The 17,392-nt window shown below is 75.3% G+C and carries 13 protein-coding genes; 2 read left to right on the top strand and 11 right to left on the bottom strand.

Annotated features, from left to right (window positions below; genetic code table 11):
* Positions 1-306: 306 nt before the first annotated feature.
* From ACU616_RS00935 to ACU616_RS00950, 4 genes are all read right to left on the bottom strand, one after another.
* On the bottom strand, positions 307-2,007 hold the full coding sequence (locus ACU616_RS00935) for a flavin monoamine oxidase family protein (RefSeq protein ID WP_446756614.1): 1,701 nt from the start codon (positions 2,005-2,007) through the stop codon (positions 307-309).
* A complete protein-coding gene (locus ACU616_RS00940) occupies positions 2,004-2,801 on the bottom strand; it encodes a carbon-nitrogen hydrolase family protein (RefSeq protein WP_446756615.1) in 798 nt (265 codons plus the stop codon). Before ACU616_RS00940 ends, ACU616_RS00935 begins: the two co-directional genes overlap by 4 nt.
* Before the next feature lie 2 nt (positions 2,802-2,803).
* Entirely contained in the window at positions 2,804-4,261 is a 1,458-nt protein-coding gene (locus ACU616_RS00945; RefSeq protein WP_446756616.1) for an amino acid permease, read from the bottom strand.
* Between the two features lie 80 nt (positions 4,262-4,341).
* Positions 4,342-4,932 (bottom strand): helix-turn-helix domain-containing protein, encoded by a 591-nt coding sequence (locus ACU616_RS00950; RefSeq protein WP_446756617.1) that lies wholly within the window; start codon positions 4,930-4,932, stop codon positions 4,342-4,344.
* Positions 4,933-5,078: 146 nt separating this feature from the next.
* Here ACU616_RS00950 and speB point away from each other — a divergent pair, with 146 nt between their 5' ends.
* A complete protein-coding gene (gene speB, locus ACU616_RS00955) occupies positions 5,079-6,035 on the top strand; it encodes an agmatinase (protein ID WP_446756618.1) in 957 nt (318 codons plus the stop codon).
* A gap of 131 nt (positions 6,036-6,166) precedes the next feature.
* Here the strand turns inward: speB and ACU616_RS00960 are convergent, their stop codons facing one another.
* The 3 genes from ACU616_RS00960 to gabT all read right to left on the bottom strand — a co-directional run bounded on the left by ACU616_RS00960 (position 6,167) and on the right by gabT (position 11,458).
* Entirely contained in the window at positions 6,167-6,664 is a 498-nt protein-coding gene (locus ACU616_RS00960; protein ID WP_446756619.1) for an Lrp/AsnC family transcriptional regulator, read from the bottom strand.
* Between the two features lie 283 nt (positions 6,665-6,947).
* The gene (locus ACU616_RS00965; protein WP_446756620.1) at positions 6,948-10,106 is read right to left on the bottom strand and encodes an NAD-glutamate dehydrogenase domain-containing protein; all 3,159 of its coding nucleotides are present in this window, start codon (positions 10,104-10,106) and stop codon (positions 6,948-6,950) included.
* Entirely contained in the window at positions 10,103-11,458 is a 1,356-nt protein-coding gene (gabT, locus tag ACU616_RS00970) for a 4-aminobutyrate--2-oxoglutarate transaminase (protein ID WP_446756621.1), read from the bottom strand. The genes ACU616_RS00965 and gabT overlap by 4 nt, the downstream gene beginning before the upstream one ends.
* A gap of 146 nt (positions 11,459-11,604) precedes the next feature.
* Between gabT and ACU616_RS00975 the strand changes: the two genes are divergently transcribed.
* A complete protein-coding gene (locus tag ACU616_RS00975; RefSeq protein ID WP_446756622.1) occupies positions 11,605-13,113 on the top strand; it encodes a PucR family transcriptional regulator ligand-binding domain-containing protein in 1,509 nt (502 codons plus the stop codon).
* Positions 13,114-13,143: 30 nt separating this feature from the next.
* Here ACU616_RS00975 and ACU616_RS00980 read toward each other — a convergent pair whose 3' ends face one another.
* From ACU616_RS00980 to ACU616_RS00995, 4 genes are all read right to left on the bottom strand, one after another.
* A complete protein-coding gene (locus ACU616_RS00980) occupies positions 13,144-14,190 on the bottom strand; it encodes an LLM class flavin-dependent oxidoreductase (protein WP_446756623.1) in 1,047 nt (348 codons plus the stop codon).
* Positions 14,187-15,728, bottom strand: a complete 1,542-nt coding sequence (locus ACU616_RS00985) for an APC family permease (RefSeq protein WP_446756624.1) — start codon at positions 15,726-15,728, stop codon at positions 14,187-14,189. Before ACU616_RS00985 ends, ACU616_RS00980 begins: the two co-directional genes overlap by 4 nt.
* Before the next feature lie 157 nt (positions 15,729-15,885).
* Positions 15,886-16,605 (bottom strand): cache domain-containing protein, encoded by a 720-nt coding sequence (locus tag ACU616_RS00990; protein WP_446756625.1) that lies wholly within the window; start codon positions 16,603-16,605, stop codon positions 15,886-15,888.
* Positions 16,602-17,381: a FadR/GntR family transcriptional regulator gene (locus ACU616_RS00995; protein ID WP_446756626.1), complete on the bottom strand. Its 780-nt coding sequence runs from the start codon at positions 17,379-17,381 to the stop codon at positions 16,602-16,604. The genes ACU616_RS00990 and ACU616_RS00995 overlap by 4 nt, the downstream gene beginning before the upstream one ends.
* Between the last annotated feature and the right edge of the window lie 11 nt (positions 17,382-17,392).

Below are 17,392 nucleotides of genomic sequence, written 5' to 3' on the forward strand. Positions count from 1 at the left end.
AGCGGTCGCCCAGGGACGGGGAACGCCCACCTGGCAGTGCGCGCAGGGCACCGGCCAGCTCGGCATCGGCCCCGGTGACCGGTTCGACGTGCACACCTGCGGCCGACAGGAGCTGGTGCAGACGTCGGGTGTCGGTGCCGACCTCGACCAGCTCGCCGGTCACCTCCGCCCGATCGGCCGCCCCCGGCACGGGTCCGGCCTCGGGCGGCTGTCCCCACTGCGCCTTGCCGGTTGGTTCCGCGCTCCGCCGGGTCGATCGCACCGGCAGAGCGCGGAACGAGCCGGCAAGGTGCGCGGAGGAGGAGGTCAGTCCTCGGGCAGGCGCACCGGGGCGAGCTCGTCGAACAGGTCGCCCGGGCCCGGGTTGTCCGGGTGGCTGCGCCCGCCGAGGTGGTGGACGACACCCCACACCGCGTTGAGCGCCGTCTGCACCGCCCCCTCGGCCCAGCCGGCGGTCCAGGAGATGTCGTCGCCGGCGAGGAACAGGCCCCGGTACTGCTCGGGCAGCTCGTCCTGCTTGAAGTGGGTGAACAGCCGCCGCTGGTAGCGGTAGTGGCCGGGCAGGTTGGCCTTGAACGCGCCCATGAAGTCACGCTCGGACTCCCACGACACCGTCACCGGCGAGGCGATGACGTGCCGGCGCAGGTCGACGTCGGGGTAGATCTCGCGCAGCGAGGCGAGCATGACCTCCATCCGCTCGGTCGCCGACAGCGGCAGCCACTTCAGCGAGTCGTCGGCCCAGGTGTAGCTCAGGCAGATCAGCCCCGGCTTCCCCTCGCCCTGGTCGAGCAGGTACGTGCCGCGCGTCATCCGGTCCGACAGCGTCATGCTCATCCGGTGCCGGCCGGTCTGCGGGTCGACGTCCTGCCAGAACGGCCGGTCGACCAGGCAGAACAGCTTGGTGGAGCCCATGTAGTGGGTGCGCTCGATCGCCGTCCAGTGGTCGATCGGGAACAGCGCCTCGTCGCACACGATCCGCGACAGCAGGTTCCAGCTCTGCGCGGTGAACACCGCCGCCTTGTACGTGCGGATGCCACCGGCCTCGTCGGTGACGGTCAGGCAGTTGGGCGCGGTCCGGTGCAGCCGCGTCACCCCGGGCAGCGGCCGCCCACCCGCGTGCAGCGACGCCAGGCTGGTGCCGGCCGGCCAGTGCACCGGCGCCTCGACCGCGCGCCGCCACAGCCCCACCGGGATCTGCTGGCTGCCGCCCAGGATCGACAGGTGGTCGTCGTCGGCGGCGGTGTAGACCACCCGCAGGATCTCCAGCATCGAGTTCGGGTAGTCGGTGTCCCACCCGCCGGTCCCGAACCCGACCTGGCCGAACACCTCCCGGTGCCGGAAGGAGCGGAACGCCGGCGAGGCGGCGAGGAACCCGTAGAAGGTGGTGTCGTCGAGCCGCTCGACCAGATCGTCCCAGATCGCCTTGATCGTCTTGACGTCGCGGTCGCGGATCGCCGCCTGCATGTCCTCGAGCTGCACCCGGTCGACCAGCGTCTCGTGCCAGGCGTCGGCCACCTCGCGGTAGAGCGACGGCAGGTCGTCGAGGGTCCGCGCGTAGTGGGTCTCGCCCTTGAGGTCGACCACGGTGCTGGGCGTGGCGACGTCGAGCGGGTTGGGGAAGCGCGTCGTCCGCAGGCCGAGGTCGCGCACGTAGGAGAACAGCGCGGTCGACGACGGCGGGAAGCGCATCGCGCCCATCTCGGCCACCACGCCGGGGTGGCCCTCGAAGCCGACCGAGCGCAGCCGACCGCCGATCTCGTGGGCCTCGTAGACGACCGGCCTGAGGCCCAGCCGCATCAGCTCGTAGGCGGTGACGATGCCCGACAGGCCCCCGCCGATGACGGCGACCTCGGTGCCGTGCTCGACCTCGGGCACCTCACCCAGGCCGGCGGGGTGCGCCAGCCAGTCGTCGTAGGCGAAGGGGAAGTCCGGGCCGAACATCGTCAGCGGCCGGACCGGGCGCTCCTCGCCCGGCTCGTGGGCGGCGACGGGGATGGCGGAGGTCATGCGCGGTTCTCCGGGGGGTAGAGCTCGGGGCGGCGGTCGGCCAGGTGGGTGTTCACCCGGCGGGAGGCGGTGAGGACGGCGGGGTCGACGTCGGCCAGGAGCAGCTCCTCGCCGCGGCCGGCGCGGGCGAGCTCGGTGCCCTCCGGCGAGATCACACAGCTGGCGCCGCAGTAGACGAACTCGCCCTCGGTGCCGGTGCGGTTGGTGTAGGCGACGAAGACCTGGCTCTCGTAGGCGCGGGCCGGCACCAGCACCGTGCCGACGTGGCCGTAGGGGTCCATCAGCCCGGTGGGGACGACGAGCAGCTCGGTGCCGGCCAGCGCGTGCGCGCGCACCGCCTCGGGGAACTCGACGTCGTAGCAGACCAGCAGGCCGACGGTGAGGTCCTCGAGGCGGAACTGCACGACGCCGACGTCGCCGGGCACGAAGGCGTCGCGGTCGACGTCGCCGTAGAGGTGGGCCTTGGCGTAGGTGGCCAGCAGGCTGCCGTCGCGGTCGAGGACGGCGACGGTGTTGGCGACGCCGGCCGGGGTGCGCGCCGGCAGCCCGACCGCGATCGCCAGCCCATGCTCGGCGGCGAGCGCGGCCACCCGGTCGGTCAGCGGGCCGGGAACCGGCTCGGCCAGCTCGGCGACCCGGTCGGCGCCGATGGCGTAGCCGGTCAGCGACATCTCCGGGGTCACCAGCAGCCGGGCCCCGGCCGCGGCGGCCCGGCGGGCGGCGTCGGCGACCGCGGCCAGGCCGGCCTCGGGGTCGGGGGTGCGGGCCGGGCCCTGCAGCAGCGCGATCCGCACGGTCAGACGCCCGTGCGCAGGGCCGAGCGGCGGTACCCGTAGCCGGCGTAGACGGCCAGGCCCAGCAGCATCCAGCCGAGGAACACCACCCACGTCGAGGTGCCCAGGCCGAACATGAGCAGGACGCAGAACAGCACGCCCAGCACCGGGGTGAGCGGGTAGAGCGGGGTGCGGAAGGTACGCGGCAGGTCCGGCCGGGTGCGCCGGAGGATCACGACGCCGACGTTGACCAGGGCGAAGGCGAACAGCGTGCCGATGCTCGTGGCGTTGGCCAGCTCGCCGAGCGGGACCAGGCCGGCGAGCAGCGCGATGAGGACGCTCACGATGACGGTGTTGGCCACCGGGATCCGCCGGCGGGCGCTGACCTTCGAGAACATCGGGGGCACCAGCCCGTCGCGGGACATGGCGTACAGGATGCGGGTCTGCCCGTAGAGGACGGTGAGCACCACGCTGGCGATGGCGATGACGGCGCCGATCGAGAGCAGCACCGCCGTCCAGGTCTGCCCGGTGGCCAGGTTGAGCACGTCGGCGAGCGCGGCCTCCGAGCCGCTGATCTGCGGCCACGGCACCGCGCCGACGGCGGCCAGCGCGACCAGGACGTAGACGACGGTGACCACGGCCAGCGACAGCACGATGGCGCGCGGGAGGTCGCGGCGGGCGTCGCGGGCCTCGTCGCCGGCGGTCGAGGCGGCGTCGAACCCGATGTAGGAGAAGAAGGCCTGCGAGGCGGCGGCGGTCACCCCGGCGGCGCCCATGGGCAGGAACGGCGCCAGGTTGCCGGCGCGGAAGGCGGTGAAGGCGACCGCGCAGAAGAACAGCAGGACGCCGACCTTGAGCACGACCATCGCGGTGTTGACCTTCGCGCTCTCGCTGGTGCCGCGCAGCAGCAGCGCCATGGCGAGCAGGACGACGACCACCGCGGGCACGTTGACGATCCCGCCGTCGCCGGGCGGCGCGGACAGCGCCTCGGGCAGCACCGCGCCGACCGTGCCGGAGGCGAGGTCGTCGATGTAGGCGCCCCACCCGACCGCGACGGCGGCCACCGAGACCCCGTACTCGAGCATCAGGCACCAGCCGCAGACCCAGGCGACCAGCTCGCCCATCGTGGCGTAGGTGTAGGAGTACGAGGAGCCCGACACCGGGATGCTGCCGGCGAGCTCGGCGTAGGACAGCGCGGAGAACAGCGCGGTGACGGCGGCGAGCACGAAGCCCAGGACCACGGCCGGCCCGGCCAGGGGCACCGCCTCGCCGAGGATGACGAAGATCCCGGTGCCCAGGGTCGCGCCGATGCTCAGCGCGGTGAGCTGCAGCAGCCCCATCGACCGGCGCAGGCCCGAGCCGCCCTGCTCCTCGTGCTGGGCGACGATGACGTCGACCGGCTTGAGCCGGAAGAGCCGGCTGCGGCGGGCCGGGGCGCCCTGGGGAACCGGGCCGCCCGGTCCGGCGCTGACTGTGCTCACGGGGGCTCCTCTGCGGCCGTCCTGTGGTCTGGGTCGCAGTGAGCATCACCACCGGTTGCCTTGTTGTCAACCACTGTTTCCTAGCTGGGGGGCCGCCCGGCGGAGAGCGCCGGCGCGAAGACCCACAGCACCCGGGTCACGCCGTCGGTGCGCAGGGAGCGGAAACCGTGTTCGGCGCCAGGTGAGAAGGTGAACGCGTCGCCGGGACCGAGCGTGGTCACCTCGCCGGCCACGGTGACCTCGAGGTCGCCCTCGAGGACGAAGACGAACTCCACCTCGGCCGGCAGCGCGTAGGCCTCCTCGCCGCTGCCGCCGCCGGGGGCGATCTCGGACAGGATCGCCTGCACCCGCCGCTCCCCCTCGGGCGTGAGCAGGTACTCGGTCAGCCCGCGGCCGCCGAAGGCGATCGGCGGGTAGCTGCCGGCGCGGACGGCCTCCCCGCCCGGCGCGGCCTCGAACAGGCTGCCCGGGGAGATGTCGAGGGCGGCGCACACCCGCACGAGTGCGGCCACCGAGGCGCTGGCCTGGTCGCGCTCGAGCTTGCTGAGGAAGCCCTTGGTCAGCCCGCTGGCCTCCGCCACGTCGGTGAGGGTGAGCCGGCGCGCGTGCCGGACCGCCTTGAGCCGGTCGCCGATGCGCGGCACCACCGCTCCGGACACTGCCTCGGACACTGCCTCCACCCACCTCCCGGGTCTCCTGGGGACACTAGTTCGCACCGGGGAGTTGACAAGTGGGAAACACGAGTTGACCCTGACGGCCGACCCGGACGGAGGAGCCCGTCCGCCGCCGCACCCCCTCGCCCCCTCAGGAGCGCCCCGTGCAGGAGCAGACCCCCATCGGTCCCGTCGACGCCACGCGGGTCCCCCGCTACGGCGGGCCGGCCACCTTCGCCCGGCTGCCGCGGATCGACGAGGTCTCCCGCGCCGACGTCGCGATCCTCGGGGTGCCGTTCGACTCCGGGGTCAGCTACCGGCCCGGCGCCCGGTTCGGCCCGGGGCACGTGCGCGCAGCCTCCAAGCTGCTGCGCCCCTACAACCCGGCGCTCGACGCCACGCCCTTCGGCACCCAGCAGGTGGCCGATGCCGGCGACATCGGCGTCAACCCGTTCGACCTCGGCGAGGCGATCGAGACCATCGACCGCGCGGTGACCGACGTGCGGGCCGACGGCGCCCAGCTGCTCACCATCGGTGGCGACCACACGATCGCGCTGCCGATCCTGCGGTCGCTGGCCCGCGACCACGGGCCGGTCGCCGTCCTGCACTTCGACGCCCACCTCGACACGTGGGACACCTACTTCGGCGCCCCCTACACGCACGGCACGCCGTTCCGCCGCGCGAGCGAGGAGGGGCTCATCGACATGGAGCGCTCGCTGCACATGGGCATCCGCGGCCCGCTGTACGGCAAGCAGGACCTCGAGGACGACGCCGTCCTCGGCTTCCAGGTGATCCGCTCCGACGACTACGAGGTCGACGGCGTGCGCAGCATCGTGGAGCGGATGCGCGCGCGGCTGGCCGGCGGCCCGGTGTACGTGTCGGTCGACATCGACGTCCTGGACCCCGCCCACGCGCCCGGCACCGGGACGCCGGAGGCCGGGGGGCTCACCAGCCGGGAGCTGCTCCACACGGTGCGCGGGCTGGTCGGCCTGGACGTGGTCGGCGCCGACATCGTCGAGGTGTCCCCGCCCTACGACCACGCCGAGATGACCGGCATCGCCGCCGCCCACGTGGCCTACGACCTGCTCTCGGTCCTCGCGCTCAACCGCGCCGGGGCCTGAGCGGCAGGACCCCTCCGCGCGCGACCTCGTGCTCTGCCCACGGGTGTGGGCAGAGCACGAGGTCGGCCGGGACACCCCTGCCGCCCCGCCCCGCCCCGCGCCGCGGCCGGTGTCGGCAGCGGCCGGGTGCGTCAGAGGTCGGGAGCGGCCGACGCCGCGCCCTGCGGGCCGCGGGTGCCCCAGGCGTAGGTCTGCTTGGCCAGGCCCAGGTAGAGGTGGGTCTCGGTGGTCTCCACGCCCTCGACCGCGCGGATGCGCGCGACCACGTCGAGCAGCTGGTCGTCGTCCTCGCAGACCACCTCGACGAGCAGGTCGACCGACCCGGCGGTGATGACGACGTAGTCGACCTCGGTGAACGCCGCGATCCGCTCGGCCGCGGCGCGGGCGTCGCCGCTCGTGCGCACACCGACCATCGCCTGCCGGGAGAAGCCGACCTGCAGCGGGTCGGTGACCCCGACGATCTGCATGACGCCGGCGTCGAGCAGCCGTTGCACGCGCTGCCGGACGGCCGCCTCCGACAGCCCGACGGCCGTGGCGATGCGGGCGTAGGGACGGCGGCCGTCCTCCTGCAGCTGCTCGATGATCGCCCGCGAGACGTCGTCCAGCACGAACTGCCGACGGATGGTCACCGGTGGTCCTCCCGCCTCGGTCACGTCAGACCCGGCGGCTCCGGGCCCGTGGATCCTAACGAGGCCGCGCCGGCGCGGCGCGCACGTCACCGGGCCGGGGGAGAGCCCCTGCGGCCTGCCGCGCGAGGCGGCCCGCCGGCACGGCGTGCTGGTGGCCATGGACCTGGACGAGCGGGCCGGCACCGCCGGCGGGTCGCTGGTCAACACGCTGCTGCACATCGGGCGGCGGGCCGGCCGGGGCTGAGGAGGGAGGACCTCCTCGGCCCCGGCCGGCCGCCCCGGGTCAGCCCACGGCCTCCACCAGTCGGCGCAGCTCGGCGACCACCACGCACGCCCGGCCCAGGACGTCGTCGCGGGCGGACGCGGCCTGCTCGCGGACGGCGGCGAAGCGGGCCAGCGCAGCCGCGTGCCGCCCGGCGAAGGCGTCCGCGTCGCCGTCGGCGTCGCGCAGCAGCGCCGCCACCAGGGCCCACCGCAGCCCGTCGACCTCGTCGCGCAGCGCCGCGCGGGCCGCGACGACCCAGTGCGAGATGCCGGCCTGCTCCGCGGTCCAGGCGTGCACGCCCGGCAGCGCGAGCAGGCGCTCGACGGCGGCGTCGGCCTCCACCACCCGGGCCGTGCCGACCCCGGCGGCCCGGGCCACGCCGGCCAGGTCGACCAGGTCGGCCTGGCACCCCAGGACGGCCACCCGCGCGGCGAGCTCCGGACCGGCACCGGCGGCGGCCAGCTCGTCCCGCAGCGCGCGGGCCCGGTCGCCGGCGGCGCCCGGCCGGGCCAGCCACGACGCCGGGTCGAGCTCGGCGGCGACCGCGGCCAGCGCGGGCGCCGCGGCGGTCAGCGCCGCGGGGTCGGGGTGGGCCCGCAGCAGCCGGTCGGCCGTCCGCTCGGTGGCCGCCTGCAGCTCGGGCAGCGCCAGCCGCTCGACGGCCAGCGGCACCTCGTCCCCGACCAGGCCGTCGACCAGCGCCCACACCGCGTCGAGACCCAGCACCCGCGTCGCCACGGTGTAGGCCCGCACGGCGACCGGCGTCGGGACGCCGTGGCGCTCCTCCAGGCGCAGCAGGAAGCCCGGCCCCACCCGGTTGACCAGGTCGTTGGCCAGCTGGGTGGCGGTGATCTCCCGCGCCAGGGGGTGTGCGGCCACCCGGTCGGGCCAGCGCCCGCGCACCGCCCGCGGGAAGTAGGCCGCCAGCACCCCGGCCACCGACGGGTCGTCGGGCAGGTCGCTGGCCAGCAGCTCCTCGCGCACCAGGTTCTTCGAGTGCGCCAGCAGCACCGCGGCCTCGGGCCGGGTGAGCCCGGCACCGGCCTGGCGCAGCCGCTCGACGTCGGCCTCCGACGGCAGGCCCTCCAGCTCGCGGTCGAGGCCGTGCCGCTCCAGGTCGCCGATCAGCTGGGCGTGCCGGTCGAGCAGGAACGGCGCCTGGGCCGCGCACACCGACAGTGCCCGCGCCTGCAGCACGTTGTCGGCCAGCACCGCGGCGGCCACCTCGTCCTCGACCTCGCGGAGCACCGCGTCGCGCTCGGCGCGGGGCACCCCGGACAGCGCGACCTTGAGGTTGACCTCGCGGTCGGAGGTGTCCACGCCGGCCGAGTTGTCGATAAAGTCGGTGTTGAGCGCGACCCCGGCCCGCGCCGCGGCGATCCGCGCCCGCTGGGTGAGCCCGAGGTTGCCGCCCTCCCCCACCACCCGGCAGCGCAGCTCCCCGGCGGTCACGCGGACGGCGTCGTTGGCGCGGTCGCCGACCTGCGCGTCGGTCTCGTCGGCGGCGCGGACGTAGGTGCCGATGCCGCCGTTCCACAGCAGGTCGACCGGCGCGCGCAGCACCGCCCGCACCAGCTCGGCCGGCGACAGCGACTCGGCGTCCACACCCAGCCGGGCGCGCACCTGCGCCGACAGCGGCACGCACTTGGCGTCGCGCCGGAACACCCCGCCGCCCGGGGACAGCGCCGAGCGGTCGTAGTCGTCCCACGACGAGCCCGGCAGCGCGAACAGCCGGCGCCGCTCGGCCGCCGACCGCACCGGGTCGGGGTCCGGGTCGAGGAAGACGTGCCGGTGGTCGAAGGCCGCCACGAGCCGCAGCTCGTCCGACAGCAGCATCCCGTTGCCGAACACGTCGCCGGACATGTCGCCGATCCCGACCGCGCTCAGCGGCCCGTCCGGGTCCACGCCCAGCTCGCGCAGGTGCCGGCGCACCGACACCCACGCACCGCGGGCGGTGATGCCCATGGCCTTGTGGTCGTAGCCGCTGGAGCCGCCGGAGGCGAACGCGTCGCCCAGCCAGAAGCCGCGGCGCTCGGACACCTCGTTGGCCAGGTCGGAGAAGGTCGCCGTCCCCTTGTCGGCGGCGACCACCAGGTAGGGGTCCTCGCCGTCGTGCACCACCGTGCGGGCCGGGTGCACGACGACGTCGCCACCCCTGCCGTCGCCCCTGCGGTCGTCGGTGACGTCGAGCAGCGCGCCGACGAAGGTGCGGTAGGCCTCGGCCACCCGCTGCTGCACCGCCGCGCGGTCCAGGCCGCGCAGGTCCTCGCGGACGACGAACGCGCCCTTGGCGCCGGCCGGCACGATGACCGCGTTCTTGACCATCTGCGCCTTGACCAGGCCGAGCACCTCGGTGCGGAAGTCCTCCGGGCGCTCCGACCAGCGCAGCCCGCCGCGGGCCACGCGGGCGCCGCGCAGGTGCAGCCCCTCCATGGAGGGTGAGCAGACGAACGTCTCCACCGCCGGCCGCGGCCGGGGCAGCAGGTCCAGCTGCGCCGAGGCGATCTTCAGGGCCAGGGCCGGCCGCGGTGCCCCGTCGGCGCCGACCTGGTAGCGGTTGGTGCGCACCACGGCGGCGAGCACGTCGCGCAGGCCGCGCAGGATGCGGTCGGAGTCCAGGCTCGTCGTCCGGGTGAGCAGCTCGGCGAGGTGCTCGGCCGCCGACGCCGCGGCCGCGGGGTCGGCGGCGTCGGGGTCGTGCCGGGCGGCGAAGTGCGCCAGCAGCGCGCGGGCGAACTCCGGCGCGGCGAGCACCGTCTCCTCGACGTAGCCGCGGGACAGGCCCAGCCCCACCTGCGCGAGGTAGCGGCAGGCGGCACGCAGCACCGCGACGTCGGGCACCGGCAGGCCGGCGCCGACGGTCAGCCGGGAGAGGCCGTCGAGCTCGGTCTCCCCCGCCCACGCCGCGGCCAGCGCCTGCTCCAGCCGGGACAGCGCGGTGGCCGGCGCCGCCCCGGACGGGAGGAGCAGCTCGAGCCGGGTGGCCGGCGCGTCGTCGTCCCCGGGGACGGCGACGGCGTCGGCCACCCGCACGCCCAGCCGGTCGAAGACCGGCACGACGTCGGCGAGCAGCGGCCGGCCGGCCGGCCAGGTGACCAGGCCGGCCACCCGGCCGCTCCCGCCGGTGCCCTCGGGGCGCAGGGTCAGCCGGCGGGCGCCGGCCGCCGGGGCGCTCACTTCCCCGCGTGCGCGTCGAAGGCGGCGTCGAGGACGTTGAGGCCCTCGGTGAGCAGGTCCTGCCCGATGACCAGCGGGGGCAGGAAGCGCAGCACGTTGCTGTGCGTGCCGGCGGTCAGGGTGATGACTCCCTCGGCGTGGCAGGCCTTGGAGATCGCGTTGGTCAGCGCGGAGTCGGGCTCGTTCGTGCCCGGCTTCACCAGCTCGACGGCGAGCATCGCGCCGCGGCCGCGGACGTCGCCGACCACGCCGGTGCGCTCCTGCAGCGCGCGCAGCCGCGGCAGCATGGTGGCCTCGATCGCGCGCGCGGCGGCGGCGAGGTCCTGCTCGCGCATCGTGCGGATCGTGGCCAGCGCCGCGGCGCAGGCGACCGGGTTGCCGCCGTAGGTGCCGCCCAGGCCGCCGGTGTGCACGGCGTCCATCAGCTCGGCGCGGCCGGTGACCCCGGCCAGCGGCATGCCGGCGGCGATGCCCTTGGCGGTGACCACCAGGTCGGGGACGAGCCCCTCGTGCTCGGAGGCGAACCACGCGCCGGTGCGGCAGAACCCGGTCTGCACCTCGTCGGCGATGAACACCGCGCCCGAGCGGTGGCACCAGTCGGTCAGGGCCGGCAGGAAGCCCGGCGCCGGGACGATGAAGCCGCCCTCGCCCTGGATCGGCTCGATGAGGACCGCGGCCACGTTGGCGGCGCCGATCTGGGTCTCGATCAGGTCGATCGCCCGCGCGGCGGCCTGCGCGCCGGTCATCCCCGGCTCGTCGCGGTACGGGTAGGACATCGGCATCCGGTACACCTCGCCGGCGAACGGCCCGAACCCGTTCTTGTACGGCATGTTCTTCGCCGTCAGCGCCATCGTGAGGTTGGTGCGGCCGTGGTAGGCGTGGTCGAAGACGACGACGGCCGAGCGGCCGGTGGCCACCCGGGCCACCTTGACGGCGTTCTCCACGGCCTCGGCGCCGGAGTTGAACAGCGCCGAGCGCTTCTCGTGGTCGCCGGGGGTGAGCCCGTTGAGCTCCTCGGCGACGGCGACGTAGCCCTCGTAGGGCCCGACCATGAAGCAGGTGTGGCTGAAGCGGGCGACCTGCTCCTGCACGGCCGCGACGACCTCGGGCGCGGCGTGGCCCACGTTGGTGACGGCGATGCCCGAGCCCAGGTCGATGAAGGAGTTGCCGTCGACGTCGACGACGACCCCGCCCGAGGCGCGCTCGACGTAGACGGGCAGGACGCTGCCGACCGCGGCGGTGACCGCCCCGGCGCGGCGGGCGCCCAGCTCGCGCGAGCGCGGGCCGGGGATCTCGGTGACCAGCCGCCGCTCCTGGGCGACGGTGTCGGGTCCGGTGAGCACGTCGGTCATCGCTGTCTCCTCGTGAGCCGGCCTCCCCCGACGGAGGAGGTACCGGCCTCCAGGGTGGGTGGCGCACGTCTCTCCCGGTACCGTCCGAAACGGCACCCCCGGATCCTCCGGGTGTCCACATCGTCCAGTCCGTCGAGAGGTCCTCCGTGCCGGTCACCGTCGCGACGCTGCTGGGCACCGCGTCGCTCGAGCTGACGCTGCACACCCGCGGCGCGCCGGTGGATCGCGCCGTCTCCTGGGTGCACGTCAGCGAGCTGGCCGACCCGACACCGTTCCTCGCCGGCGGCGAGCTGCTGCTGACCACCGGCCTGGCGCTGGCGCCCGAGGACGCCGGCGGGTACGTGCGGCGGCTGGCCGAGGCCGGGGTGGTGGGACTGGGCCTGGGCACCGGCCTCACCCACGCCCAGGTGCCCGCGGAGCTGGTGACCGCGGCCGACGCGCACGGCCTGGCGGTGCTGGAGGTGCCGCGGCAGACGCCGTTCATCGCGCTGTCGCGGGCGGTGTCCACCGCGCTGGCCGCCGAGGAGTACGCGGCGGTCACCCGGACGTCGACCGTGCAGCGGGAGCTGACCCGCGCCGCCGTCGCGCCCGGCGCCCCGGGCACCGTCGTCGACCGGCTGGCCCGGCACCTCGGCGGCTGGGCCCTGCTGGTCGACGCCGCCGGGACGCCGCTGGAGGCCGCGCCGCCGTCCGCCCGGGGCCGCGCCGGTGACCTGGCGGCGGCGGTCGACCGGCTCCGCACGGCACGGCCCCCTGCCGGGGCCGCGCTCACCCAGCCCGGCGAGACGGTGCTGCTGCAGTCGCTGGGCACCGGTGCGCGGGTCCGGGGGTTCCTCGCCGTCGGCCGGCCGGGGCCCTTCCCGCCCGGGGACCGGCACGTGGTCAACGCGGCCGCGCTGCTGCTCACGCTGCGGCTGGAGCAGTCCCGCGCGCTCGACAGCGGCACCGCGGCGCTGCGCGCGGCGATCCTGCAGCTGCTGCTGGCCGGGCAGACCGCCGCGGCCGGGCCCGTGGTGGCCGCGCTCGGCGAGCGGCTGCCGGACGAGCCCGTGCGGGCGCTGGTCGTGCTGGGCAGCCCCGAGCAGCGCGCCGCCGCGGTCGACGTGGCCGCCGACGCCGCGGCGCACGCCCGCGAGCCGGTGCTGTCGGCCGAGCTCGACGACGCCCTCGTCGTCCTGGTGCCGGCCGACGGGGTGCTCGCCGGGCGGCTGGCCGACCTGCCCGGGCGGGTGCCCGGCGCCGTCCTCGGGACCGCGTCGCCGGTGCCCTGGGACCGCCTCGGCGAGGCCGTGCGGCAGGCCCGCCAGGCGGCCGGGCACGGCCGCGCCGCGGGAGCGCCGGTCACCGCCTTCGCCGACCTGGCCGGCCGCGGGCTGGCCGCGCTGCTGGACCCGGCGGCCACCGGCGCGTTCGCCGAGGCCGCGCTCGCGCCACTCGTCGCCGCCGACCGGGCGGGCCCCGGCGACCTGGTCGAGTCGCTGCGCGTGTGGCTGGCCGCGCACGGCCAGTGGGAGCCGGCCGCCGCCCGCCTCGGTGTGCACCGGCACACGCTGCGCAAGCGGATCCGGCGGGCCGGGGAGCTGCTCGGCCGCGACCTCGACGCCCCCGGCGTCCGGGCCGAGCTCTGGCTGGCCCTGCACCCGCCCACCGGCTGAGGCAGGACCCGCCCGGAGGCCGGGCGGGTCCTAGGCGAAGGCCGGCATGACCTCGTCGTGCAGCGGCTGCAGCTGCTCCTCGACCGGAGCGACGCCGGCCAGCTCGCGGCCGGTGAAGGCCTTGACCAGCGAGGCGTCGGTGATGGCCGCGATCAGGTGGTTGACCCCGGCCGGCTCGATCTCCCTGATCTTCGCCGTCACCTCCTCCGGCGTCCCGGAGAACGACAGCTTGTCGGCGATCTCCGGGGTGGTCAGCTCGATGCCCCGGGCGAGGTCGCCGCCGGCGATGGCGTCGACGATCGGCCTGAGGTCGTCGGGGTCCACGCCGTTGCGCTCGAGCTGCTCGGCGGGCATCGACGAGGCGTAGATGCCGACCATGCTGCGGGCGGCGTCCTTGGCGGCGGCCGAGTCGCGGCCCACCGAGACGACGACCCACGCGCCGAAGTCCAGCGTCGTCCAGTCCTTGCCGGCCCGCTCCGCACCCACCCGCAGGTTCTCCGCGGCGTACTCGTAGGCCTCCCGCGTGTAGCTGAGCGCGTGGTGGCAGCCGTCGGAGTGCTCGGCCGCGGCCTGGAACGACCGCGGGCCGCGCATCGCGCCCATCTTCACCGGCAGCCGCTCCTGCACCGGCCGGGCGAAGGTGAACAGCCCGTCGTAGGAGAAGAACTCGCCGTCGAAGGTGATGGCACCCTCGTCGAGGAACGTGCGCAGGACGCGCACGCCCTCGACCACCCGCGACAGCGGCTTCGTGGTCGTCCAGTCGGTCCGGTACTGGGCGAGCAGCCCGAAGTTGCCGCTGGAGAGCACGACCTCGGCCCGGCCGCCGGTGAGCTCGTCGAGGGTGGCCGCGGCCTGCGCGATGAGGGTGGGCTCGCGCAGGGTGACCGCCGAGACGCTGGGGCCCATCCGGACCCGCGAGGTCCGGGCGGCCGCCGCGGCGAACAGCAGCCAGAGGTCCTTGTGCCAGGTCTCGTCGGCGGCGTACACCGCGTGGAAGCCGAGCCGGTCGGCGAGCTCGATCGCCCGCAGCGACTCCTCGAGGGGGTAGTCGGGCAGCATCGCGTAGCTGAACCTCATCGGATCTCCTCACGCACCGGGACACCGGCGTCCCGCCGGATCTGCCGGAGCTGTGCGGCCACCTCGCGGGCGTCGCCCTCGGGGATGTGCGCGGAGTGCCGGTCGGGCCGGGCGAGGAACAGGTAGAGCAGCCCGCTGCCGGCGACGACGGCCAGGCCGATCGCGACGATCCAGCGGTCGAGGAAGGTCTCGGTGCCCGGCGCCGGCTTGACCAGCAGGACGATGGCGAACAGCCCGTAGGCGAGGGCCAGGACGTTGACCACCAGCCCGGCCGAGCCCAGGTTCCACAGGCCCGCCGGTCGCCAGCCGCGCAGCCGCTGCCGCAGCGCGGCGAGCACGACCGCCTGGAAGGCGATGTAGATGCCGAGCACCGCGAAGGCGGTGACCCGGGCCAGGGAGTCCGGCTGCCAGAAGACGAACAGGCAGATGAGCACCGGGACGACGCAGACGACCAGCAGCGCGTTGGTGGGGACGGCGTGCCGGGCCGACACGTGGGAGAGCCAGCCGCTGGCCGGCAGCATCCGGTCGCGGGCGAAGGCGTAGAGCAGCCGGCTGCCGGCGGCCTGCAGCGACAGCACGCAGGAGACGAACGCGGTGACGGCGACGACCAGGAACACCTTGGAGCCCGCGGTGCCCAGCGCGCTCACCAGGATCGCCGGGATGGGGTCGACGTCCTCACCGGCCATGATCGCCTGGAGCTGGGCGTCGGGGGCGGCCATGACGTAGCCGGCGTAGGACATGAGGCCGGAGACCCCGCCGACGAGGATGGTCAGCATCATCGCCCGCGGGATCCGGCGGGTCGGGTCGGCGACCTCCTCGGCGACGTCGCCGCAGGCCTCGAAGCCGTAGAAGAGGAACAGCCCGGACAGCGACGCGGCCAGGAACGTGCCGAGGTACCCGTCCCCGCCGCCGGCGCCGAGGGTGTCGAAGAAGACGGAGAACGACTGCTCCCGGCGGAAGAGCAGGAGGAACAGGCCGAGGGCGATGACGCCGACCAGCTCGGCGGCCAGCCCCACCTTGGCGATGCGGGCCAGGGCGCGGGTGCCGCTGTAGTTGATGACGAAGGCGAGGACCAGCAGCCCCACCGCGGTCGCCAGCGCCACGCCCGGTGTGGCCGTGATCCCGAACAGCGCCGCGACGAACCCGCCGCCGAACTCCGCGACCGCGGTGACGGTCACGATGATCGCCCAGATGTAGACCCACGAGACGATCCACGCGTAGCGCCGGTTCCACAGCCGCCGCGTCCACGGGTAGATGCCGCCGGCCAGCGGGTACTGCGACACGACCTCGCCGAACACGAGCGAGACGAGGAACTGTCCCACGCCGACGATGACGATCCACCAGATCGACGGCGGCCCGCCGATGGACAGGCTGTAGGCGAACAGCGAGTACACGCCCACCAGCGGCGACAGGTACGTGAAGCCCAGGGCCATGTTGGCCCACAGGCCCATGCTGCGCTCGAACTGGCCGGTGTACCCCAGCGCGGCGAGCTGGGCGTCGTCGGCGGTGCTGCCGGCGTGTGGTCCGGGTGGTGTCACCGGGTCTCCTCGGCTCGGGGGCCGGGCCATCGACGGACGTCGCTGTGCCCCAGGCCACAAGGTCGGCGGGAAACCTATAGAGCCAGAGTTCAGAGGACAAGCCCCCCGGGGAGGTGCCTCCGGCCCCGATCGGATGACCGGCGTGGGTGGAGCGGGGTCAGCCGGCGAGGCGGCGCCCGTCGTCGACGAGCAGCAGCCGCCAGGGGACGCCCGGGATCGGTGTCCCCTCCTCCGGCGCCCGGGGGTCGGCCGGCAACAGGCTGCCGACGAGGAACCGCGGAGCGGTGGAGAGCACCACCCGCCCCTCGTCGTTGAGCAGGACGAACGGCGCCGGCAGCGCACCGAGGGCCTGGAGCAGGTGGGTCTCGAACCGCCGCACCGGGACGTCGGCGCCGGCCACGCCGACGAACTCGCGGCCGGCTCCCACCGGCTCGGTCAGCGTGAGCACGTAGCGGCCGGTGCCGTGGACGTCGACGTGCGGGCCGAAGGCGTGCCGCCGGCCGGTCCGCCGGGGCACCGCGTACCACTCGGCGGTCGTGTAGTCGTAGTAACCCAGGCTGCTCGGCCGCAGGTCCGGCTCGAGGGTGTGCACCTCCCCGCCGTCGGGGTCGACCTGCCACCACTCCAGCCGCAGCGGCAGGCCCTCCTCGGGCCGGGGGGCCACGACCAGTCCCAGCCCGACGGCGAGCTGCCCGGGCTCGCGCAGCAGCTCCTGCACGCCGTCGGCCAGCAGCCCGCTCCCGGTCCCCGGCCCCTGCCGCTCGACCGAGCGCAGCACCGCCCGGTGCACCCGGGCGACGGTGGCGAACACCCGCTCGACCAGGCCGGACACCGCCGCGGCGACCCGCGCGAGCTCCTCGGCTCCCTCCCCGGTCACGAGACCTCCCGGCGGGGGACGGCAGGGACCGCGCTGCTGAGGCGCTGCAGGCGCAGCTCGATGGCCCAGAGCGTGCGCGTCTCGATGTGCGCCTCGGTGAGGGCCCGGGCGCGGGCGGCGTCGCGGTCCTCGATCGCGTCGACGACGGCGCGGTGCCCGGCGACGATGACGTCGAGCAGCCCGGGGGCGTGCGCCGGCGGCCACGGCAGCTGGCCGAGCTCGAGGTGCAGGTCCATCTCCTGCATGGTCAGCCGGACCGACTGTGCGCAGGCGGCCAGCTCGATGTAGTACCGGCCGTCGGTGCGCCGCTGGCCGGTCACCGACCCGGCCGAGGCCAGCCGGTCGACGATGTCGCGCAGCCGGGCGATCTCGGTGCGGGAGGCCCGCGACGCCGCCAGACGCGCCGTCGCCGCCGCCACCGCGCTGTGCACGTCGCCGAGCTCGCGCAGGTCGGTGGTCCCCAGCTCGGCCAGGCGGGCGTCGGCGAGCTCGGTGAGGACGTCCTCCCGCGACCGCGCGAAGCTGCCGCCCCCACGGCCCCGGCGGGTCTCAACCAGCCCGAGCTTGCGCAGCTCGGCCAGCGCCTCGCGCAGGGTCATCGTGGAGACCTTGAGCATGGTGGCCAGGTCGGTCTCGGTGGGCAGCTGCTCGCCGTCGGCCAGCAGGCCCAGCGCGATGGCGCTGCCCACCCGGCGGACGACGGCCTCGCTGCGCAGCGCGCCGTCGTCGAGCGGGGCGAAGACGGCGCGCCGGGCGTCACCGCTGAGCAGTTGCACCGTCGCCTCCC

This window comes from Geodermatophilus sp. URMC 62 (assembly GCF_052931475.1).